The sequence below is a fragment of the Microvirga rosea genome, assembly GCF_020595095.1.
In the GTDB taxonomy this organism is placed as follows: Bacteria; Pseudomonadota; Alphaproteobacteria; order Rhizobiales; family Beijerinckiaceae; genus Microvirga; species Microvirga rosea.
Window position 1 is genome coordinate 1 of the sequence record NZ_JAJDOP010000018.1, and the last position, 21,646, is coordinate 21,646.

General features: G+C 64.0%; 19 protein-coding genes and 1 tRNA gene. 8 read left to right on the forward strand and 12 right to left on the reverse strand.

Features of this window, described 5'->3' with window-relative positions; translation table 11 throughout:
• From LJD17_RS22150 to LJD17_RS22165, 4 genes are all read right to left on the reverse strand, one after another.
• Window positions 1-2,434: beta strand repeat-containing protein (locus LJD17_RS22150; RefSeq protein WP_227386380.1), on the reverse strand; the 2,434-nt coding region annotated here is incomplete at its 3' end.
• Window positions 2,435-2,756: 322 nt separating this feature from the next.
• The gene (locus LJD17_RS22155) at window positions 2,757-3,644 is read right to left on the reverse strand and encodes a glycoside hydrolase family 25 protein (protein ID WP_406600865.1); all 888 of its coding nucleotides are present in this window, start codon (window positions 3,642-3,644) and stop codon (window positions 2,757-2,759) included.
• A 190-nt stretch (window positions 3,645-3,834) separates the two neighbouring features.
• On the reverse strand, window positions 3,835-5,259 hold the full coding sequence (gene mgtE, locus LJD17_RS22160; RefSeq protein ID WP_227386381.1) for a magnesium transporter: 1,425 nt from the start codon (window positions 5,257-5,259) through the stop codon (window positions 3,835-3,837).
• Window positions 5,260-5,534: 275 nt separating this feature from the next.
• Window positions 5,535-5,619, reverse strand: a tRNA-Leu gene (locus LJD17_RS22165).
• Window positions 5,620-5,868: 249 nt separating this feature from the next.
• On the opposite strand from LJD17_RS22165, the gene lipB reads away from it, so the two are divergent.
• From lipB to LJD17_RS22190, 5 genes are all read left to right on the forward strand, one after another.
• Window positions 5,869-6,597, forward strand: a complete 729-nt coding sequence (gene lipB / locus LJD17_RS22170; RefSeq protein ID WP_227386382.1) for a lipoyl(octanoyl) transferase LipB — start codon at window positions 5,869-5,871, stop codon at window positions 6,595-6,597.
• Between the two features lie 96 nt (window positions 6,598-6,693).
• Window positions 6,694-7,023, forward strand: a complete 330-nt coding sequence (locus tag LJD17_RS22175; RefSeq protein WP_227386383.1) for a hypothetical protein — start codon at window positions 6,694-6,696, stop codon at window positions 7,021-7,023.
• A 116-nt stretch (window positions 7,024-7,139) separates the two neighbouring features.
• Complete coding sequence (locus LJD17_RS22180) at window positions 7,140-8,747, forward strand: carboxyl transferase domain-containing protein (protein ID WP_227386384.1); 1,608 nt, start codon at window positions 7,140-7,142, stop codon at window positions 8,745-8,747.
• Window positions 8,748-9,156: 409 nt separating this feature from the next.
• Complete coding sequence (gene ilvD / locus LJD17_RS22185) at window positions 9,157-10,887, forward strand: dihydroxy-acid dehydratase (RefSeq protein WP_227386385.1); 1,731 nt, start codon at window positions 9,157-9,159, stop codon at window positions 10,885-10,887.
• Window positions 10,874-11,689, forward strand: coding sequence for a tetratricopeptide repeat protein (locus tag LJD17_RS22190; RefSeq protein ID WP_227386386.1), 816 nt, complete (start codon window positions 10,874-10,876; stop codon window positions 11,687-11,689). Before ilvD ends, LJD17_RS22190 begins: the two co-directional genes overlap by 14 nt.
• Before the next feature lie 12 nt (window positions 11,690-11,701).
• On the opposite strand, the gene LJD17_RS22195 is transcribed toward LJD17_RS22190, so the two are convergent.
• Window positions 11,702-11,884, reverse strand: coding sequence for a hypothetical protein (locus LJD17_RS22195; protein ID WP_227386387.1), 183 nt, complete (start codon window positions 11,882-11,884; stop codon window positions 11,702-11,704).
• Between the two features lie 13 nt (window positions 11,885-11,897).
• A complete protein-coding gene (gene xth, locus LJD17_RS22200; protein ID WP_227386388.1) occupies window positions 11,898-12,683 on the reverse strand; it encodes an exodeoxyribonuclease III in 786 nt (261 codons plus the stop codon).
• A gap of 96 nt (window positions 12,684-12,779) precedes the next feature.
• On the opposite strand from xth, the gene LJD17_RS22205 reads away from it, so the two are divergent.
• Genes LJD17_RS22205 through LJD17_RS22215 form a run of 3 tightly spaced genes read left to right on the forward strand, consistent with a single transcriptional unit; the run spans window position 12,780 to window position 14,570 of the window.
• Window positions 12,780-13,457, forward strand: a complete 678-nt coding sequence (locus tag LJD17_RS22205; protein ID WP_227386389.1) for a ceramidase domain-containing protein — start codon at window positions 12,780-12,782, stop codon at window positions 13,455-13,457.
• Window positions 13,454-13,996 (forward strand): hypothetical protein, encoded by a 543-nt coding sequence (locus tag LJD17_RS22210; protein ID WP_227386390.1) that lies wholly within the window; start codon window positions 13,454-13,456, stop codon window positions 13,994-13,996. Before LJD17_RS22205 ends, LJD17_RS22210 begins: the two co-directional genes overlap by 4 nt.
• 55 nt (window positions 13,997-14,051) lie before the next feature.
• Window positions 14,052-14,570, forward strand: a complete 519-nt coding sequence (locus LJD17_RS22215) for a hypothetical protein (RefSeq protein WP_227386391.1) — start codon at window positions 14,052-14,054, stop codon at window positions 14,568-14,570.
• Between the two features lie 3 nt (window positions 14,571-14,573).
• On the opposite strand, the gene LJD17_RS22220 is transcribed toward LJD17_RS22215, so the two are convergent.
• The 6 genes from LJD17_RS22220 to LJD17_RS22245 form a co-directional block, all read right to left on the reverse strand.
• A complete protein-coding gene (locus LJD17_RS22220) occupies window positions 14,574-15,665 on the reverse strand; it encodes an alkene reductase (RefSeq protein ID WP_227386392.1) in 1,092 nt (363 codons plus the stop codon).
• A gap of 150 nt (window positions 15,666-15,815) precedes the next feature.
• On the reverse strand, window positions 15,816-16,766 hold the full coding sequence (locus tag LJD17_RS22225; RefSeq protein ID WP_227386393.1) for an aldo/keto reductase: 951 nt from the start codon (window positions 16,764-16,766) through the stop codon (window positions 15,816-15,818).
• A 67-nt stretch (window positions 16,767-16,833) separates the two neighbouring features.
• Window positions 16,834-17,949 (reverse strand): DUF1513 domain-containing protein, encoded by a 1,116-nt coding sequence (locus LJD17_RS22230; RefSeq protein ID WP_227386394.1) that lies wholly within the window; start codon window positions 17,947-17,949, stop codon window positions 16,834-16,836.
• Window positions 17,936-18,985 carry an imelysin family protein gene (locus LJD17_RS22235; protein WP_227386395.1) on the reverse strand — a complete coding sequence of 350 codons (1,050 nt, stop codon included), beginning with the start codon at window positions 18,983-18,985 and terminating at the stop codon, window positions 17,936-17,938. The genes LJD17_RS22230 and LJD17_RS22235 overlap by 14 nt, the downstream gene beginning before the upstream one ends.
• 8 nt (window positions 18,986-18,993) lie before the next feature.
• Window positions 18,994-20,181 (reverse strand): di-heme oxidoredictase family protein, encoded by a 1,188-nt coding sequence (locus LJD17_RS22240; RefSeq protein WP_227386396.1) that lies wholly within the window; start codon window positions 20,179-20,181, stop codon window positions 18,994-18,996.
• Window positions 20,181-21,644: a multicopper oxidase family protein gene (locus LJD17_RS22245; protein ID WP_227386397.1), complete on the reverse strand. Its 1,464-nt coding sequence runs from the start codon at window positions 21,642-21,644 to the stop codon at window positions 20,181-20,183. Before LJD17_RS22245 ends, LJD17_RS22240 begins: the two co-directional genes overlap by 1 nt.
• Window positions 21,645-21,646: the final 2 nt, after the last annotated feature.

Below are 21,646 nucleotides of genomic sequence, written 5' to 3' on the forward strand. Positions count from 1 at the left end.
AGGCGAACTCGGCGCTTTGCGTGCCGGCGAAGGTGCCGGTGACGCCGCCCTGGGCGGTGAGGATGGTGTAGGGGGTGTTTTCGACGAAGTTGATGCCCTGGTCGGGCAGCACCTGGACGGTGCCGCCGTTCAGCGTCGCGGTGCCGGTGGCGGCGATACGGTCGCTTTGGCCGGCGCCGTTGATCTCAACCGCATAAAACGAGCCGGGGCCAAACGCCACGTTGCCGTTGACGCTCAGCGTGCCGATCGAGTTGCCGGGCGCTGCCGTGCCGCCCGAGAGCACATTCAAACCACCAACCGTGCCGGTGCCGCCGAGAGTTCCCTTCGTGTTGAGGGTGGTGTCTTCACTCACCGAAACTGGGGACGAAGCCAGAGACCCGTTCACCACCAACAGGCCACCCTCGACCGTGGTCGGGCCGGTGAGCGTGCTGGTGCCGGTCAGGGTCAGGGTGCCGGTCCACGGTTTGACGAGAGCGGCACTGCCCGCAATCGTGCCGCCGAACGTCCCAGACAGGATCCGCAGCCTTGGCGCATCGCTGATCAGCGTGCCGTCGCCCTGCAGGCCGCTGATGCGCGTATCGTAGGTCGCCAGATCCAGCGTGGCATCGCGGGCAACGGTCACCGTGTGCGCCCCGTTGAGATGGGAGGAGAGCTGGTCGGAGCCGGCCCTGAGCGTGCCGCCGTTCACCTCGAGCGCGTGCCGGGAATAGGCAAAGCTCGGTCCCGCCACGATGATGGTTCCCGTGTCGGCGGGAGTGCCGAAGCGGATCGTCGAACCCGTGCCTGAAGCGAAGAAGTCGATGTTCAGCGTCTGTCCCGGGGCCGCCGACAGGGTACTGGTCTGGCCGGGCTGGAAGCGGATCTCGTTCGGGAGCGTCGTGGTGCCGGCGATGTTGGAGCGCAGATGGCCGCCGGCCAATCGCACGAGGCTGGTCCCGAGCGCGGCGGCGTTCTGGACCTCGAGCGTGCCATTGCCGATCGTCGTGCCACCGCCATAGGTGCTGGCGTCCGTCAGCGTCAGCGTGCCGGCGCCGGTCTTGGTCAGGGAGCCGGTGGGACCGGTGATGGTGCCGGACACGGTGGTGTTCAGGTTGTTGGAGCCGACCGTCAGGTTCTTTGCGCCGAGCGCGAAGGTTCCGGCGCCCTCGATGGAGCCGAGGGTCGTGCCCGACGGAACCAGGCTGGAGATGTCCAGAAGGCCACCGGCGTTGTTGATCAGGCGCGCGGATCCTCCCGAGGAGTTGTTGGAAAAGTAGGTGCGACCGGCTGCGCCATTAATGATCGTCGCCGAGCCGGCACTGGCCGATCCGGAAAAGTCGACCGTCCCGTTGGTGTTGTTGAAAGTCGCCGTGCCGGCGTTTGTGGTGTTTTGGAAGAAGACGCTGCCGTTGCTGTTGAAAATTTGCGCGTTACCGGCCGTGCTGCTGTTCTCGAAGGACGTGATGGCGCCGCCGGTGTTAACAATCGACGCGGTGCCAGCGCTGCTGGTCGCGCGGAAGGTCACGGTGGTGTAGCCGCCACCATAAGCATTGTTGATCGTCGCGTTCCCGGCGGAGGAGTTCTGTTCGAAGAAAACCCCCATTCCAAGCCCTGGTGTCGGATCGTTCGAGACGACGATGTTGGACAAACCGGCGCTCGCGCCGTTGCTGAAGGTCAGGGCGCTGGAGTTGTTGAGGATGATCGCCGTCGAACCAGCCGTCACGCCTGCCCCGTCATAGGCCAGCGATGACGTACCGCCATCGACCGTCACAGCCCCCGAACCGAGGGCACCTGTGGCCTTTGCGATGATACCGCCGCTGTTAATGGTCGTCCCGCCCGCAAAGGTGTTGGCGTTGGTCAATGTCAGCATTCCGCCGCCGACCAAATAGAGAGGTGACGGGCCGCTGATCGGCCCTGATACGGTTGCATTGAAGCCTGCGGTGTCAAAGGTCGCGCCGAGGCTGGTGAGAGAAATGGCGTTGGAAATGCTGACGTTGTTCAGCAGCCGCAAAGTTGCGCTGTTGAGGTTCAAGGTGCCGGCGCCGAGCGCCGCGCCGCCGTCGATCGCGACGGTCGAGCTGGAAGCCTGAATGCCTCCGGCAAAGAGATTGGTGCCCGTCAATGACAGAACGCCCGCTCCGCCGCTATAGACGTTGAGCCCTCCCGCCCCACTCATATTGGTGATGCCGAGGGTGAAGGTCTGGAGATCGATCGGCAGGATTCTCAGGGGAGCTGTCGGGCTCGTAGTGTTGAAGCTGGCGATAATGCGAAACGGGTCGTCGACCCCGCTTGAGTTGTTCGCGGCGATTCCGGCGTTGAACGTGGTCGCATCGCCCGTATTGTGAACCTGAGCAAGCGCAGGTGTTCCGAAGATGACCGCACCGGCAAGGGTGGAGGCTGTCAGGACCGTTCGTGCGGATGTGCTGGATAGCAAAGTGAAACGGCACAAACGCATCGTAGTTCTCCGAGATCCAGGTCGGGTTGCAACGTCAAGCAAAGCTTTAATGTGATATAACATCCGTAGCAAAGCGCATTGCGTGGATTCGCCGAAGCATAAGAGACTAAACCTAATATTCTACAGGGTTTGATACTGAGGAATTACGTTTGTTATGCCCTGTTACTCTGGGGCAACGTTAGGCTGGAACGTATCGCCGACCTTCTTGCTCAATCGATATGCGATGATCGAAGGCGTGTTTGGGGCCGCTCCACGCGAAAGAGCCCGGCCAATCGATATGACCGGGCTTCGCGGGATGCTCTGAAAACGGAATCTGCTCGGATTACTCGTCGATGCTGGCCGTCTGAACTGGATCCATATCGCGGCAGACCCCGCTCGGCCGCAGGCGCTCGTGGTCACGGGGATCGCAGGCGCTCTGAACGAACATGCGCCACTGGTTCTCGGTGCCGTAGAAGGTATTGCGGTCCACGTCGCCCGAAACTCCCGGCACGCGGCCGGTGGTGGTGAACTGCCAGAAGGTCCAGCGGCGCTGGTTATAGCGCTCGTGGGGCTCGGCGGCGGTGCTCCGGATCCAGAACGGGTAATCGGTGAATTCCCCTTCCAGGATTTCCTTATGGAAGGTGATGTCCGTGTAGATGATCGGACGCTTGCCCGTGTGGGCCTGCATTTCCTTCAGGAGGGTATCGATCATCGCGAGGGCCTGCTCCCGCGGAACCTTCCGGGGGCAGTTCACGGATTCGCCGTTCCATTCCACGTCGAGAACGGGAGGCAGGGCCTCCGGATCCTGCGGGACATTCTTCTTGAACCAGGCGGCCTGCTCATGGGCCGGCCGGCACCAGTAGACGAAGTGGTAGGCTCCGCGCGGAACGCCGGCGTTCTTGGCGCCCCACCAGTTTTCCAGGAAGCGATTGTCCACGTGATCGCCGCCCTCGGTCGCCTTGATGAAGGCGAACTTGGTTCCGGCCTGACGCATGGCGGCCCAATCGACCTTGCCCTGCCACTTGGAGATGTCGACCCCGTGAATCGGCAGCCGGTGGGCCGATGCGACGCCCGCATGCGGCTTCACATCGCTCTTCATGGGATAGCGGCTGGACGGTGCGATGGCGCAGGAGGCCAGCCCCATGGCGATCGCGGTCACCGCTATGAAGCGTGCCACGGCCAAGGGCGAGATCCGTCGGGCTTTAGGGCGGCGGGATGTGCGGCGCGTCATCGGGATCAATCAGAAAATTACGCAACTGTTGGACCCTATGAGCGATGCCCGAAAGTCCTTAACGGACTCTTGATGGATGCCGCTCACCAGGGAAAAAGACACGGGTTTGGGACATTTGTCTACAGCCTGAACAGCGGGCATCCCCAAAAGTGCCGCTTTGACGAAGGTGGAGGCCGGATGCGGCGAGCGGTCAAAGACCGAACCAGAGGGTCGCGATCCCCAGAAACGAGAAGAAGCCGACCACGTCGGTGATCGTGGTGACCAGGGGACCGGACGAAACGGCGGGATCCACGCGGAAGCGATTGAGGATCAAGGGAATGATGATCCCTCCGAAGGCGGCCGATACGAGTGTGATGATGATCGCCAGGCCGATGACCGGACCGAGATTGGCCGAACCGAACCAGAAGATCGCAACGCCTGCCATGAGGGTCGCAAAGGCGATGCCGTTGAGGAGGCCCACCACCATCTCGCGGCGGATGATCCGCCAGGCGTTGCTCCGGCCCAATTCGCGCGTGGCGAGGGCCCGCACCGCCACGGTCATGGTCTGGGTGCCGGCATTGCCTCCCATCGAGGCGACGATGGGCATGAGAACCGCGAGGGCGACCATCTTCTGCAGGGAGGCCGAGAAGGCGCTGATGACGGATGCCGAGAGGAGGGCGGTGCAAAGATTCACGAACAGCCACGTGGACCGGCTCTTCATGATGTCCCACACCGTATCCGAGAGTTCTTCCTCCGAGTTGACGCCACCGAGCTGCTTGATGTCGGCATCCGCCTCCTCGTCGAGGACGTCGACGATGTCGTCCACCATCATCACCCCGACCAGACGTCCGGCTTCGTCGGTCACGGCGGCGGAGACGAGGTTGTAGCGCTGGAAGAGCCGTGCGGCATCATCCTGTGCGTCGGTCGCCTTCACCCGGTCGGGATCATTGTTCATGATCCCCTGGATCGTGATCGGCCGCTTGCTGCGCAAAAGCCGGTCGAGCGGAACCGCGCCGAGCAGATGGCCGCCCGGATCGATGACGAAGATCTCGTAGAAGGTATCCGGCAGCTCCTCCGTGTCGCGCATGAAGTCGATGGTCTGGCCGACGGTCCAGAAGGGGGGCACCGCGATCAGCTCCGTCTGCATGCGCCGTCCCGCCGAACCCTCGGGATATTCCAGGGCGCGCTGGAGAGCGACGCGCTCGACCGCGGGAAGCTGGTCGAGAATTTCGGCTTTGTCTTCCTCGTTCAGGTCTTCGAGGATGTAGACGGCATCGTCGTGGTCGAGCTCGCGGACGCCTTCGACGACGGTCTGCGTTTCCAGTTCTTCGAGAATCTCCTCGCGAACGGCGTCGTCCACTTCCGTCAGGGCAGCGAAGTCGAAGGCCGGACCGAGAAGTTCGATCAGGCGCGGACGGTCATCCGGCTCCAGGGCTTCCAGCAGGTCCCCGAGGTCGGATTCGTGGAAATCCTCCACAAGCTGCTGAAGCCGCTCGGTGTCCGGAGCATGAATGGCCTCCGCGACCGCCGCCATGAAGGCGGGATTGATCTCTTCCTTCTCGTCCCTGAAATTCAACGGCTCCACGACCGCGCCGGAAGGCGAGGGCGGCGTCGTCCTGTTTTCGACGTCCTGCATGGGCCTGTCCCTAGAAGAGAAACACCGGCCTTTTAGGCGCGCGTCCGGATCAGCACAATGCGCCCTAAAGCCTGAGGAGAACTAATCGGTTAGCGGCGGTTCCTGAAATGCTGATTCAGCAGTCCCGGGACCCATCACCGGCGGGAGATTCGGGGTTAAGCGTGACAGGGCTAGTGAAGCCTCCTCACGGCTGTGTGACAACTAACTTTCGGCAACAAAAAAGGTCCCGCAAGCGGGACCTTTTTTCGTGGCCCTCAAGGGCCTTGTCGAAGGTTTGGTGCGGTCGAGAGGACTCGAACCTCCACGGGTCTCCCCGCTACCACCTCAAGGTAGTGCGTCTACCAATTCCGCCACGACCGCGAAACCTTCGAAGCCAGGGCTGTTTTCCCTGGCGAGGCGGTGGCTATACAAGATCGATTGCGCCACCGCAAGCCCATCCGTCGAAGACTTCTTCAAGGTGCCGAAAGAGGCATTCCGATGAGGAAGATCGCCGGCTGGGCTGCGCTCCTATAGCGACCTCCCGCGGGTTCGTCCACTGGGAAACGCGCCGTTGACCTGACGCTGGCAAAGGGATCAAAACATCACCATCTTTCGGGCAGTGAGGATCCTGTGCTGAGCCTTCGTGACAATCTGGCGGACACTTTCCGGCCCCTGGACCCATCAGCCCCCGTCGAATGGAGAATCGAGGAGGGGCTGACCGGCTACGAGGAAGCCGTCCGGTTCATGGAGGAGCGGGTCGCGGCGATCGTCGAGGGCCGTGCGCCCGAGCTGGTCTGGCTCGTCGAGCATCCTCCGCTCTACACCGCCGGAACCTCCGCCCAGAAATCCGACCTCGTCGATCCTGACCGATTTCCCGTTTTCGAAACCGGGCGAGGCGGGCAGTACACCTATCATGGGCCGGGTCAGAGGGTGGCTTACGTCATGCTCGATCTGGCGCGTCGTCAAAAGGATTTGAGGCGCTACGTGGCCGCCCTCGAGGCTTGGCTGATCGACACCCTCTCCGAGTTCAACATCCGGGGCGAGCGGCGGGAAGACCGGGTGGGCGTTTGGGTGCGTCGGCCCGAGAAGGGCGCCGGCGTCGAGGACAAGGTCGCCGCGATCGGGATCCGGGTTCGCCGCTGGGTGACCTTTCACGGCGTCAGCCTCAACGTGGAGCCCGAGTTGAGCCATTTTTCGGGCATCATCCCCTGTGGGGTCCATCAGCACGGGGTCACCAGTCTGGTGGATCTGGGCATTCCGGTCACCATGCCCGAGGTCGATGCGATGATGCGCAAGACCTTCGAGCAGATCTTCGGGGCAACCGCGAGAACGGCGGAGCCGTTGCTTTCCGGCAACTGAGGCCGGGTTTTCCCGCCGCAGGGGCTCCAGGCCTTCTCCTCAAGCCGGCTTCATGCTCTAAGCTTGTCCGAACGGTTGATCATCGGCGGATAATCCATGCATCGCGCGCTTCTCGCTTCCATCGTCGCCCTCGCGGCTTCGGCATGCTCCTATACTCCCACCCCGACGGAAACCATCCACATCGTCGATTCCCCCGCGGATGTCCGTTTCTGCACCCGTCTCGGCGAAGTAAGCCCGACCGTTCCGACCACCCCGGGCTTCGGCTCGGCCACGGAAGGGATGCTGGAGGCAACCCTCGCCCTCGGCGGGACGCACCTCTATCTCGAAAAGCGCTCGAATGACTGGCTGCTGGTTCGCGGCATCGCCTATCGCTGCGCGTCGGGACCGGCGACCCGCGAACGGGTCGTCATCCGCGCGAAGGGCTGAGAGCCCTGATCCGCGGCCGCATGGCGGCTGCGGCCCATGAAAGCCCGGCCAGGCCGGGCGCTTTCCATCGTGCCTCCGGGCGCTCCGGGGCTTCAGCATGAGCAGGGGGCCACGACGTGCCTGTCATCGCCACATCCGCCGATCTGACCTCCGACGCCGCCAGGGCCAATCGGGAATCCTGGGCCGGTCTGTCCCAGGACCTCATCGAAAAACGCGCCGTGGTGGCGGATGGTGGCCCCGCGAAGGCGCGGGAAAGACATCTGGCACGCGGCAAGCTTCTGCCGCGCGAGCGTGTGACGCGGCTCCTCGATCCGGGAGCACCATTCCTTGAACTCGGCGGTCTTGCCGCCCACGGCATGTATGACGACGCCATTCACGGGGCCGGGATCATCACGGGAATCGGGCGGGTCTCGGGCCGCGAGGTCATGATCGTCTGCAACGATTCGACCATCAAGGGCGGCACCTATTACCCGATGACGGTCAAGAAGCATCTGCGGGCCCAGGAAGTCGCCCGGGAGAATCGCCTTCCCTGCGTCTACCTGGTGGATTCCGGGGGCGCGAACCTGCCCCATCAGACGGAGGTGTTCCCGGATCGCGATCACTTCGGCCGGATCTTCTATAACCAGGCGACGCTTTCGTCCCTCGGAATTCCGCAGATCGCCTGCGTGATGGGGTCGTGCACGGCTGGCGGCGCCTATGTGCCCGCCATGTCGGACGAGACGGTGATCGTCCGGCGACAGGGAACGATCTTCCTCGGGGGGCCGCCCCTGGTGAAGGCCGCGACCGGGGAGGTCGTCTCCGCGGAGGATCTCGGCGGCGCGGACGTTCATGCGCGCCAGTCGGGCGTTGCCGATCACTACGCAACCGATGATGTCCATGCCCTTGCGATCGTGCGCCGCATCGTCGGCACGCTCAATACGCGCAAGCGCCCCGATATCGACCTGTCCGAGCCCCTGGATCCGAAGTATCCGATCGAGGATCTCGATGCGATCGTGCCCACCGACCTCAAGAAGCAGTACGACATCCGCGAAGTGATCGCCCGCCTTGTGGATGGGTCCGAGTTCGATGAGTTCAAGCGCCTGTACGGGACGACGCTGGTCACCGGCTTTGCGCGTCTTTGGGGCATGCCGATCGGCATCATCGCCAACAACGGCATTCTGTTTTCGGAAAGCGCCCTGAAGGGTGCTCATTTCATCGAGTTGTGCTGCCAGAGGCGCATTCCGCTGCTGTTCCTGCAGAACATTTCCGGCTTCATGGTGGGCCGCCAGTATGAGGCGGGCGGCATCGCGAAGGATGGCGCAAAGCTCGTGACGGCTGTCGCCTGCGCCCAGGTGCCGAAGATTACGCTTCTGGTCGGCGGCTCCTTCGGCGCCGGCAACTACGGCATGTGCGGCCGGGCCTATTCTCCTCGCTTCCTGTTCACATGGCCCAACTCGCGCATCTCCGTCATGGGTGGAGAGCAGGCGGCCAGCGTTCTCGCCACGGTCCGGCGCGACAACCTCGAAGCCGAGGGCAAGACCTGGGCCAACGAGGAAGAAGAGGCGTTCAAGGACCCGATCCGCCGGAAGTACGAGGAGGAGGGTAGTCCGTACCACGCAACGGCCCGTCTTTGGGACGACGGCATTATCCTCCCCTCTGAAACGCGCCGTGTTCTGGCGCTGGCCTTTTCCGCGACCCTCAACGCCCCCGTTCCCGAGACGAAGTTCGGCGTTTTCCGCATGTAGCGAATCAGGCAGCAGGGTCCTGCGGAAGGCGTCGGCTGCAAGGTGGCCGGCACCGATGCCTTGCCTTTGCCAAGACACTCGAAAGCCGGTCGGCGGGTGCCCTCGACAAGGCGGGAGCACCGTAAAAATGTTGCGTCACAGCAACACCTTCAAAGCTTCCTGATGATGCCCATCTTGGCCCAAGCTCCGCCAAGATGCCGCCATAAACGAAGCTCACCTGATTAACACAGGCTAAACTGCTTCTAACCCAAGGCTTTAGAACAAAGCGATCAAAGAAAGCACGGCATTAAGCCTTCTTGGCTTTTGCTTTCGGGAGTCGTTGCGTCTCCGCTGCGGCACGTGGCAGATCACGTTAGTTCCGTAACCTTTCGTAATTAGGGTGGAAGGCCGAGCGGGGAAGAGCACAAACATGGATGCGCGCCGGATCGACAAGTCGCGATTGCCCAGCCGTCATGTGACGGAAGGGCCGGCTCGTGCTCCGCATCGCTCCTACCTTTACGCCATGGGCCTGACCCGGGAGCAGATCGCACAGCCGCTCGTCGGCGTCGCAACCTGCTGGAACGAGGCCGCCCCCTGCAACATCTCGTTGATGCGCCAGGCTCAGGCGGTGAAGAAGGGCGTTGCCTCCGCGTTCGGCACGCCGCGCGAGTTCTGCACCATTACGGTGACCGACGGCATGGCGATGGGCCACAAGGGCATGCGGGCATCGCTCCCGTCCCGCGAGGTGATTGCCGACTCGGTCGAACTCACCATCAGGGGCCACTCCTATGACGCCCTCGTCGGCATGGCCGGATGCGATAAGTCTCTCCCCGGCATGATGATGGCGATGGTGCGCCTGAACGTGCCGTCGATCTTCATCTATGGCGGCTCGATCCTGCCCGGCTCGTTCCGCGGGCGCCAGGTTACGGTGCAGGATCTGTTCGAGGCGGTTGGGAAATATTCGGTCGGCGAGATGTCCGACGAGGACCTGACGGAGCTCGAACAGGTTGCTTGTCCGTCCGCCGGTGCGTGCGGCGCGCAATTCACCGCCAACACCATGGCGACGGTGTCGGAAGCCATCGGCCTTGCGCTTCCCTATTCGGCCGGAGCCCCGGCGCCTTACGAGATCCGCGACCGGTTTTGCGCCATGGCGGGCGAGATGGTCATGGAACTCGTCGCCCGGAACATCCGTCCGCGAGACATCGTGACCCGCAAGGCTCTGGAGAATGCCGCAACGGTCGTGGCGGCGTCCGGCGGATCCACCAACGCGGCGCTGCACCTTCCCGCCATCGCCCATGAGGCGGGCATCAAGTTCGACCTTTTCGACGTCGCCGAAATCTTCCGCCGCACGCCCTACATTGCCGACCTGAAGCCCGGCGGCCGCTACGTGGCCAAGGACATGTTCGAGGTCGGCGGCATTCCGCTTCTCATGAAGACGTTGCTCGACCATGGCTTCATGCATGGGGACGTGATGACGGTGACCGGGCGCACCATGGCGGAGAACCTCGCGTCGGTGCGATGGAACCCGGATCAGGACGTGGTTCGTCCGGCGAACGATCCCATCACCCCGACCGGCGGGGTCGTCGGTCTCAAAGGAAACCTCGCTCCCGAAGGGGCGATCGTGAAGGTGGCCGGAATTCCGGCCGAGAAACAGGTTTTTCGCGGACCGGCACGCGTCTTCGACGGGGAGGAGGCCTGCTTCGAGGCCGTTTCCCAGCGCCGGTACAATGAGGGCGACGTCCTGGTGATCCGCTACGAGGGTCCGAGGGGCGGGCCGGGCATGCGCGAGATGTTGTCCACCACGGCCGCCCTCTACGGCCAGGGGATGGGCGATCGGGTGGCGCTCATCACCGACGGACGCTTCTCCGGCGCGACCCGCGGCTTCTGCATCGGCCATGTCGGGCCCGAGGCGGCGGTGGGCGGTCCCATTGGCCTCCTTCAGGACGGCGATATCATTTCAATCGATGCGATCCGCGGTTCCATCGATGTCGAACTCTCGGAAGACGAGCTGGCTCGCCGTCGCGCCGCCTGGCGCCCGCGCGAGACCAGTTCCACCTCGGGCTATCTTTGGAAATACGCACAAACCGTAGGGCCTGCGCGGGATGGGGCTGTCACCCATCCTGGCGGCGCTGCAGAAAAAGAAACCTATGCGGACGTCTAGACTTATTGCCGCCATTCTGGGGGCGGCTGTCCTTACCCCCAACATGGTCTTCGCGCTCGATGCCGCGCCGCGTCCGCAACCGCTGATGCCCGCGACGAAATACGGATCGGTCCGTGAGGCCCTGCGTACGGGAATGCGCGACTACAACGCCGGAGACAAGCTGGGAGCCGCTCAGGCGCTCGAATACGCGGCCGGGCAGGGTCACACCCTGGCACTCTGGAAGCTCGGTCGCATGTATGCGGATGGCGACGGCGTTCAGCACGACGACCTCAAGGCTTTCGAGTACTTCTCGAAGCTTGCCGATCAGAACGCGGATGAAAGCCCCGATTCTCCGAACGCGCCGGTGATTTCCAGCGCTTTCGTCGCGCTGGGCACCTATTTCCTCGACGGCATCAAGGGCACCTACGTCGCCGCCAATCCGGCCCGCGCGGTGGAGATGTTCAATTACGCCGCTTCCTACTTCAGCGATTCCAATGCGCAGTACAACCTGGCGCGCCTGTATCTCGAGGGAACCGGGGTCGACAAGGATGTGCGGCTCGCGGCGCGCTGGCTCAACCTCGCGGCCGAGAAGGGTCATCATGCCTCCCAGGCGGTTCTCGGGCACCTTCTGATCACCGGGCAGGGCGTTCCGCGCCAGAGGGCCCGGGGCCTGATGTGGCTGACCCTTGCCCGCGAGTCGATCGATCCGACGAAGGACCAGTGGATCGTGAAGCTCTACGATGATGCGTTCGAGAACGCGGGCGACGGCGACCGGAAGCTCGCCCTGGCTCTCCTCGAGCAATACATGCAGTCACGGCACTAGGCGGGCGACAATCTAGTCTCCGCCTCCACCACCATCGCCACCCCCACCGTCTCCGCCTCCGGCATCATCGCAGCCGGACGCGTCAGAGCCTCCGCCCGCATCCCCGCTCTGTCCACGTTTCCCGCGCTTGCGGCCTTGGACGATCACGAATGCGAAGATGGCTGCGGCGATGATCCAATCGACGGGAACGTTCACCGAGCCCCCACGCCTAGTCGATATCCAGATCCACCATGACCGGCACATGGTCCGAAGGCTTGTCCCAGCCGCGAACCTCCTTGCGGATGGACGCCGCCTTCAGCTTATCCTGCGCCTGCGGCGACAGAAGAAGGTGGTCGATCCTGATCCCGTTGTTGCGCTGAAATGCGCCGGCCTGGTAGTCCCAGAAGGAATAGAGCCCGGGCTGATCGCTGCAGGCGCGTACGGCGTCCCCAAAACCGAGGTTCAGCAGTTCGCGGAACTTTGCCCGGCTGGTGGGCTGATAAAGCGCATCGTTGACCCAGGCGGCCGGATCCGCCGCGTCCTGGGGGTCCGGGATCACGTTGTAGTCGCCGCAAAGAACCAAAGGCTCTTCCAGGGTGAGAAGATGGCGGGCGTGGGTCTTCAACCGGTCCATCCAGGCGAGCTTGTAATCGAATTTGGGGGTCCCGATCGGATTGCCGTTCGGCAGGTAGATCGAGGCGATCCGCACCACTCCCGCGTCGGTCGAAACAATGCCTTCGAGGTAGCGTGCCTGTTCGTCCGCCTCGTCGCCGGGAAGACCGCGTCGCACATCCTCGAGGGGGCGCTTGGACAGGATCGCGACGCCGTTATAGGCCTTCTGCCCATGGGTCACGACGTTGTAGCCCAGCGCCTCCACCTCCGCGCGCGGGAAGGCTTCATCCACACATTTCAGTTCCTGGAGGCAAACCACGTCGGGCTCTGCACTTTTCACGAAGGTGGCGAGATGCTCCAATCGCTGCTTGATCGAATTGACGTTCCACGTGGCAATTCTCATCGTCTCTCGCTCACTTCTTTCTCCAGCTTCTGTTTCATCGGATGTTCGTCAAGGACTGGCAAGGCGAAACAGGAACTCATCAACACGGATACTGCGATGTCCGCCTCCTGGTTCTCGGCCGTCGACAACTATTGCGAACGCACCAGCGCCGCATTCTGGTCCGAGCCGCTGAACGCCATCACCAACGCGGCCTTCCTGGCGGCGGCCGCCTATGCGTTCGTTCAGTGGCGGCGAGGGGGCGGAAAGGATGCGCCGGCCCTTTGGCTCATTGCCGTTACGACGGTCGTCGGCATCGGAAGCTTTCTCTTCCATACCGTTGCGGAGCGCTGGGCCCTTCTGGCGGATGTCCTGCCGATCGCGGTCTTCATCTATAGCTATTTCCTCCTCGCCATGCGCCGGTATCTGGGGCTCGGCACCGTTCCGGCCATCGTCGTGACACTGGCGTTCGCTGCCTTCAACATGTCGTTCGAGCCTCTTTGGCGCAGCGTCGTCCCGCAAGTGACCCTCAACGGCTCTCTCGGCTACGTGCCGGCGGCGGCCGCGCTCCTGGTCGTCGGCGCCCTTTGCATGTCGAAGGGCGAAGTACGGGCGGGACGGGCGTTGCTTTGGGCGGCTCTGGTCTTCGCCGTCTCCCTCGTGTTCCGTTCCTTCGATCAGGCGATCTGTGCGACCTTGCCGATCGGGACACATTTTCTCTGGCACATCCTGAACGGGGTTGTGTTGGGAATCCTGACGCTCGCCGCCATCGCGCACCGGAACGGGATTGCCCGATGATCGAGGTCCATGGATACGCGATCGTATCGGATGACGACCGGATCGCCGACGCGCAGGGCAGAATGCCCGATGCCCTGCGCAGCGAGGCGGACTGGACGTATTTCCAGCAGGAGCTCGATCGATCCGCCGCGACGGTGCTCGGACGGCTCGGACACGAGGCTCATCCCAATCCCCGAAGCCGATTGCGCGTCGTGGTCTCATCATCGGTCCGCGATCTCGAAAGACGCCCCGACGGCTGGTGGTGGAATCCGGCCGGTGTCTCGTGGAGCGAGGCAGGCCGCACCGTCCTGCCGAGCGGCGGGCGGGTTGCCGTGCCCGGAGGACGCCGGGTCTTCGACCTGTTTCTCGGGATCGGCTACACGGCTTTCCACCTCACGAGGGCCGAAGGCGTCAGCGTCCCCGGCGGGACGGCTCTATTTTCCGCTTGCGATAACGGCGTGACGGCAGAGACCGTCCTGGCCGGAAACGGCTTACGTCCCGGCGGACGTCGGATTCTCGACCCTGTGGGTCCCGTCAGCCTGACCGTTTGGCAGCGCTGACCGAAACCTCGGCCCATCTCTGACGTTGACCCGAGGCAGAGCCCCGGGAGGAACCATGAGATACCTTGCTACGACAGCTGTTCTCGCCAGTCTTCTCCTGGCCGGAGCAGCCATTGCCCAAAGCGGAGGCGGTTCCGGCGGTGGATCGGGTGGCGGATCCGGCGGCGGCAGCAGCGGCGGGGCGAGCTCCGGTGCAAGTTCGGGCGGCGGGAGCTCGGGCGGTGGAACGGGCTCGTCCGGCGCTACCGGCTCAGGCGTTGGCACGGGCTCGCCCGGAGTGACGCCCGGAACGCCTTCTCCAGGCTCTTCGCCGAACGCCCAGACGGCACCTTTGCCGCCCCCGGGCAGTCAGGGGAGCAGTGGTACCGCCGCCGGCAACAATACCGGCGGGGTGGACTCCAGCGGTGCCGGGCCGACGACAACCGGATCGAGCGGCCCGGGCATCGGCGGTCCCAACACCCGTCGGCCGACCGATCCCGCAGCGATTGCGCCGACCGAGCGCGAAGAGCAGCTCAACCGCCGGGAGCAGGATATCAATCGGCGGGTGAAGCGCGGCATTTGTAACGGCTGCTGAGGCTTACGCGGCCCGTTCGAGCGACGGATAGTCGGTATAGCCTTCCGCTTGACCGCCATAGAACGTCGTCCGATCGGGCTCGTTGAGTGGAGCCTTGAGGCGGAACCGCTCCGCCAAGTCCGGATTGGCGATGTACAGCCGTCCAAAGGCCACGAGATCGGCACGTCCGCTCGCAACAGCCTCGGACGCCGTCGCGTGGTCGTATCCGTTGTTCGCAATGTAAGTGCCGCGGAAGGCCGCGCGCAGGCCGGCGTAGTCCACCGCAACCGCGTTCCGATCGCCGCCCGTGGCCCCTTCGATGACGTGAATATAGCCGATCCCCAAGGCGTCGAGCTTGCCCACCACATGGCTGAACAAGGCTTGTGGATCGGAATCCGCCGCGTCATTGACCGGGGCCGGAGACAGCCGGATGCCGACACGGTTGCGATCCCAGACCTTGAGAACGGCCTCCGTCGCTTCGAGGGTCAGACGCGCCCTGTTCTCGATGGAGCCGCCATAGGCGTCCGTGCGCTTGTTTGAGCCGTCCTTCATGAACTGGTCGAGCAGGTAGCCGTTGGCCGCATGAATTTCGACGCCGTCGAAGCCTGCTTCCTTGGCGTTGCGGGCGGCGGTTTCATAGTCGCCGAGAATGCGCGGGATTTCGGAAAGCTCCAGTGCTCGCGGTTCGGACACGTCGGCAAAGCCGTTCTGAAGAAAAGTCTTCGTGTTGGCGCGTATGGCCGAAGGGCCGACCGGGGCGCTGCCGCCGGGCTGGAGCGACACATGGGAAACCCGGCCCACATGCCAGAGCTGAATGAAGATCCGGCCTCCCGACTTGTGAACGGCATCGGTCACTTTTCTCCAGGCGGCGACCTGTTCTGGCGAATAGATACCCGGCGTGCTGAGATAGCCTTGGCCCTCGGGGGAGATCTGCGAACCTTCCGAGATCAGAAGGCCTGCGGTGGCCCGCTGTGCGTAATAGGTCGCCGCCAGCGCACCGGGCACATCGGCCTCGCCGGCACGATTGCGGGTCAGCGGCGCCATCACGAGGCGATTGGGCAACGTGAGGTCTCCGAGCCGAAACGGCTGGAGAAGAGGATCGGCGGATGTGCTCATTATTATCTCATATAGATTGTGGAATTCGGGAATACCCGAACCAAGATGAGATAATAAGAGGGCTGCCTCCTACAAGGTTCGCAAACATGCGCGGCGGAGAGGTCTCCGTCGCGCATGGTGCATGAAAAGCCGCGAAATCTTGCGTTGACTCTAGAATCCGCTCGCCTTGTTCAGTTGCTCCAGCGCCACCGCGTCGAGGCGGAGCCGGGTCGCGCCGAGGAGTTCGTTGAGTTGCTCGACCTTGGTGGCGCTCGCGATAGGAGCCGTGATGCTGGGCTGGGCCATCAGCCAGGCCAAGGCAACCTGCGCCGGACTCGCGTTGTGATGAAGCGCGACCTCATCGAGGGCGGATAGAATCCGCAGACCCCGGTCGTTCAGGTATTTCGCCATGTTCCCGCCGCGGACACTTTTCCCGAAATCCTTTTCCGAGCGGTACTTGCCGGTGAGAAAGCCGCTGGCGAGGCCGTAATAGGGAATGACCCCGACCTCGTTTTCGCGGCACAAAGGCCCGAGTTCGCGCTCGAACTCGGCACGGTCCGAGAGATTGTAGAGGGGCTGCAGGCTCTCATAGCGCGGAAGCCCCATCCGGGCGCTGATATCGAGCGCTTCCTTGAGACGGGCGGCCGTGAAATTCGACGCGCCGATCACGCGGACCTTGCCGCTGCTGATGAGATCCGCATAGGCGCTCAGCGTTTCCTCCTGAGGCGTCTCGGGATCGTCGCGGTGCGATTGGTACAGGTCGATGTAAGTCGTCTGAAGTCGTTTGAGGGATTCCTCGACAGCAGCCGTGATACGGGCTTTCGACAGCCCCTTCTTCGTCGGCCCCATCTCCGAGCCGACCTTGGTGGCGATCACGACCCGGTCACGGTTTCCGCGCGCCTTCATCCACCGGCCGATAATGGCTTCCGATTCTCCGCCTTCATGGCCCGGAACCCAGCGCGAATACACGTCGGCGGTGTCGATGAAGTTGAAGCCCGCCTCCACCAGGGCATCGAGAATGCGAAACGAGATTTGCTCGTCGGCGGTCCATCCGAAGACGTTTCCTCCGAGACAAAACGGCGGCACCATGAGGTTCGATCGGCCCAAACGACGCTTATCCATTGCGCTCTCCTGTTCGGAGCCGAGATGTGTCATGACGCAGCGTAACTCAAGAGGCGGCTTGCGATCTTCAGATCGAAACCACGTGATTATCCCACACCCACCGCCCGAGCTCCGTTCCACCGAGCGATTTCAGCTGATCTTGCGCAACGGGCGCGAGGCTGACCCCGGAATTGCCCGATGTCGCCAGGAATACGCCGTCCATCGGCGCGGCAACGACACCGCACACGTCGGACATGCGGCGACGGCCGAGGAAGCGGCCCGTGTCCAGATTCCAGAATGCAATGGTGTTCCCGACGGGGCTTGTCGCTGCCGCGAACGTCCCCGAAGCGTCGAGCGCCACCGATCCCACGTAATTCCTCATGGCATCGAGGGCGTCGTCCGGCATTTCGAGGAAACGGCTCTTGCCGTCCGGCATGAGGGTTCCGACGAGAGCCGGCATTTCCGTGTCGTCGCCCGTGAACTGGCAGCCGAACAGGGTCTCTCCGCGAGGCGATACGGCAAGATGGCGGATGCTCAACCCCTTCAGATCAGGTCCGAGATCGACTTTCAGGAGAACGCTTTCGCTGGAAGGATCCACAATGGCGAGACTGGGCTCCATCTGGTCCTTGTTCAGGATTTCGCGCCCGGTTTGCGGGTTCGTCCTGATCCCGCCATTGGCCACCACGATGTGACGGTTGCCCGGCAGGTAGGCGAGATCATGCGGACCGACGCCGAAGCTCGGCATCTCGCCGACGCGCCGGTACCCGTTTCGGGCATCGTAAATGCCGAGCACACCGTCTCCGGCGGCAACATGATTCTCGGTCGCGTAAAGGAGCGCGCCATCCGCGGAGAAGACGCCATGGCCATAAAAGTGTCTCCCCTCCGGGGAGGTCACGACCTGGCGCACCTCGCCGGACATCCGGTCGACGATCGCCGCCCAGTTTCCCGGTCGCCGGGCGAACACGACGAGATCGGACGAGGCAGGCCTTAGGGCGATGTCGTGCCCACGGTCGGGCAGGCGCGTGTTGAACAGCATCTCGCCGTCGAGGGAGAACACGGCGACGGATGCAGCGTTTTCGCCCGCGAAGCAGGCAGACACGAAAAGCGGCCGTTCACCGGCAGCGTAGGCCCGTCGGGGGTAGAAGGAGCCCGCGACGGCTGCGCCGAGCGCGCCCAGAAACGAGCGTCGATCAATCACCGTCACGACTGTTGAACCCCAAGGAAATGCCCAAAGCCGCAGGAACGGCGGCCTGTGCGGTCTCGCGCAGGGAATGCACGGCATCGCGCAGCAGGACGAGATTGCGTCGCTCCTTCGGATCCGCGGTGGCCTTCCCGATATCGGCGGGCGCGCCTTCCGTCATGCCGCGCGCGGTGCGAAGAGCGAAACCAAGGGAACTTCCCTCATCGGACGCAGGATCGACCAGGATCTGTCCCAGCGCCTGCGCCGCTTCGAGGTTGATGGCAATGGCCCGCATGGACCGACCGCTGCGCCATCCCTCCGCCAGGGTCGGCCGCACGTTCTCGGTGCCGTCTCCCATCACGGCGCCGAGCTTCTGATCGTCGACGATATCGAAAAGACCCAGATAATCCGTGGCAAGGCGTGTCGCCGCCTCCTCGATCTTCGCATCGTCTCCTGTCTCGAGGGAGGTGAGAACACCGTCCGGCCGGGTCCATTCATCGAGAACCTGGGCGCTGGTTCGAGCGAGGTTGCTCGCAATGGCAACCGCGACATTGCAGCGGCGTGTCGCTTCCGCGGATCCACTGGTGAAGGCACCCGCAGCATCCGGATCGTAGAGAAGACGCTCAAGAGCGGAGAACCCTTGCACGGCGGCACTCGTCTGCGCGAAGCGCTCCGGCGTCAGATCGTCGGTTCCTTTGCGCGCCAACAGGTTCGTCAAGCCTCTGCCGATCGCGTTCTTGCGCTCGGGCCAGTGAGCCATTCGCTCGAAGCGGAAATCCGTGCCGACCGGTCCGTAGAGCACGAACTCGATTCCGGACCAGGCATCCGCCGCGGTGTGGTAGCTGCTTTTCAGACCCGCGAGCCCATCCGCCTTGGGAGCTGCGCAGAAAGCCGACCACGCGTCCTGTTCGGCCTTGGTGGCCTGGGCGAGGGTTTCATAGCGGGGAATGACGAAGTCCTTGACCGCCCGGAGGATCGTCTCCCGTCGACCGGGATTCTCCTGCGCGACGGCCGGAACCGAGAAGGCGAAGCAGAAGAGGGCGAGCAGCTTTGTGCGCATGACGCGTCTCACAAGGATGACAGGAAGGCGATAAGGCGGCGCTTCTCCGCCTCCGGTAGAGCTCGGAAACGTGTCCTGGAAAAGGCGGCTTCGCCACCGTGAAGACCGACGGCTTCTTCGATTGTCCGGGCGCGTCCGTCATGCATCAGGCCTGCGGCGTTCGCAAGCGTCCGCGAAAGGCCCCACAGGGGAGCGGTTCTCCACTCCGTCGCGGCGACGCCGGGTTCCGTCGCGCCGCCGTCGAGGTCCGGACCGAGATCGTGAAGGAGGAGATCCGTGAAGGCGCCGACGGAGCCGCTCGGCGTTGGAAGGGACGGGCGATGACACGCAGCGCAGCCGGTCGCCGTGAAGGACGAGAGGCCGGAAGCTCCTGCCGCCGTCGGTTCAGGAGGCTGGATCGACGACAGATAGGACGTGATCCGCGAGACGATTTCCGCCGAGATTTCCGCTTCTCCGCCTTCGCTGCCCATCGGCGCGGCAAGGCAGGCGGTCTGTGCAGCGGTGCAATCGCCCTGGGGCCCGGCGTGCTCGGGAGTGGAAAGGCCGAGATCGAGGGCAAACGCCGTCTGGACCTGGACCGCGAGCGTCGGCTGCGAGGCCTTCCATCCGAACCGCCCGGCACGGCGCAGACCCCGCGCGTCCGTCACCCAGTTCACCCGTCCTCGCACGCCGTCGTCACGCCGAGCGTTCTCGGAGGCGAACCTTGCAAGCATTTCGTCCGAAACGCCGTCCAATCCGCCGAGGCCGCGCAGGGAGGGGGCCAGGAGAACGCCAAAGCGCATACCCGGCGCGAGGGGGCCATAGGCGAGATCACCGGGAGCGTAGCCGTTCTTCGTTCGCGTCACTCGCCCTTCGGGGGCGACACCCGTCACGGAGGCGCTTTGCAACTGCCGTCCATAGACCGGGTCAGGGCTTCCCTGAGGATCGCTGATGCGGAGAACCATGTGATCGCTCGCCACGATCCCGTCGGCTCCGGTTTCCACGGGCAAGCGGTCGAGAGTCCGATGGCAGGCGGCACAGGAGCGCGCATTGAAGAGGGGGCCGAGACCGTCATTGGCCTTTGTCGAGGAGGGGGCCGGAACCCAGGCCCGCCGGAACAGCGCACGCCCGATCATCTCGTCCAGAGCGAGGGCGCTGACCGGCATGAGGAACAGGACCGCCAGGAATAGGCCGAGCCGTCGGGGGCGAAGCTTCATCAGGCGACCCGCAGATAGCCCATCATGCCGTACTCGAGATGCTCCAGGACGTGGCAGTGAAACATCCAGTTGCCGGGCGCGGCCACGAAGGCGATCTCGATCCGCTCCTTCGGCTGGAGGAGCACCGTGTCTGCGAAATGGCGCGGGCGGTTCAAGCGCGACGCGCTGAGCACTTCAAACGTATGCCCGTGCAGGTGGATCGGATGATGATGCGGTGTCGCGTTCATCAGTTCGAACACGTAGGACTGGCCCGCCTTCAGAAGCCCTAGAGGCGGCGGCAGCTGGCGTTGCTGACCGGAAGCCCAGGATGCTTTGTTGATGGCCCAGAACGAGGTGTCGCGCACGCACAATCCATCGAGCAGGATCTTGGCCAGCGGATCGTCCGGGGCCCACTGGGCGGCGGCTTCCGCGACCGATCCCGATGCGGCGCTGAAGCTGAAACTCATGCGCTCCGCATTGCGCAGGTCCGCCCGTGGGAGCCCCGCATCGTAGAGGATTGCGGGTTCGAAGGGCCGTTTGGAACGGGCCGGGCCCTTGGCCTCGTAGGTGCCGAGGGTCCAGGGTTCGGCCGAAAAATAGTCGATGACCTTGAAGTTCTTGCCCGGTGCCGGCGCCCGGACCAGCACGTCGATCCGCATGGCGGGAGCCATGCGCCATGTCTCGAGCGGGAAGGGGGAGGTGGCGTTGCCGTCGATGGCGATCACCGCCGCCTCCGCTCCCTCGATTCCAACCTCGATGACGCGGGTGCTGTCGACGTTGAGGATACGCAGGCGAATATCGCCTCCTGCCGGGACGGCGTGCGTGGCCGGCGCAACACCGTTGACGGCGCGAACAGTGCCATAGGTGCCGGCGCGGCTCGCCCCTTCCGGGGTTTCGAACGGAAGCCAGGATCCGTCCTCGGCCAGTCGCCAGTCCTTGTAGGCGACCAGCAGATCGGCATCGACCGGACGGCGCTGATCGCCCTCGACGATCAGGACGCCGCTCATGCCGCGACCGGCCTGACCGGACTCGTTGCAATGAGGATGGAAGAAGAAAGTGCCGGGATCGGGCGGGGTGAGCTCGTAGAGGAAGCTTTCGCCCTTCATGACCGGGGGCTGCGTCAGAAACGGCACCCCATCCATGGCGTTCGGCACCCGCACCCCATGCCAATGAACCGCCGTATGCTCGCCAAGGCTGTTTTCGAGCCGGGCCCGGATCGTATCGCCGAGGCGGATGCGCTTTACCGGGAAGAGCGTGTCCGAGTATGTCCAGACCGTGCTCTCGGGACCGTGCGGGCCCAGAAGCCGCATGGGTCGCTCGGCGGCGGCAAAATGCCAGTCGTGAATCTGCCCTCCTGACACCGGAGGGCGCGGCTGCAGCGCGGGGGCCGCCGTGGCACGCGTGCGCAGGCTCGATCCGCCGGCAACGGTGGCCAGAGCCACCGCGCCGAAGCCTTTCAAAATCTGCCTGCGATCACACGGCATCG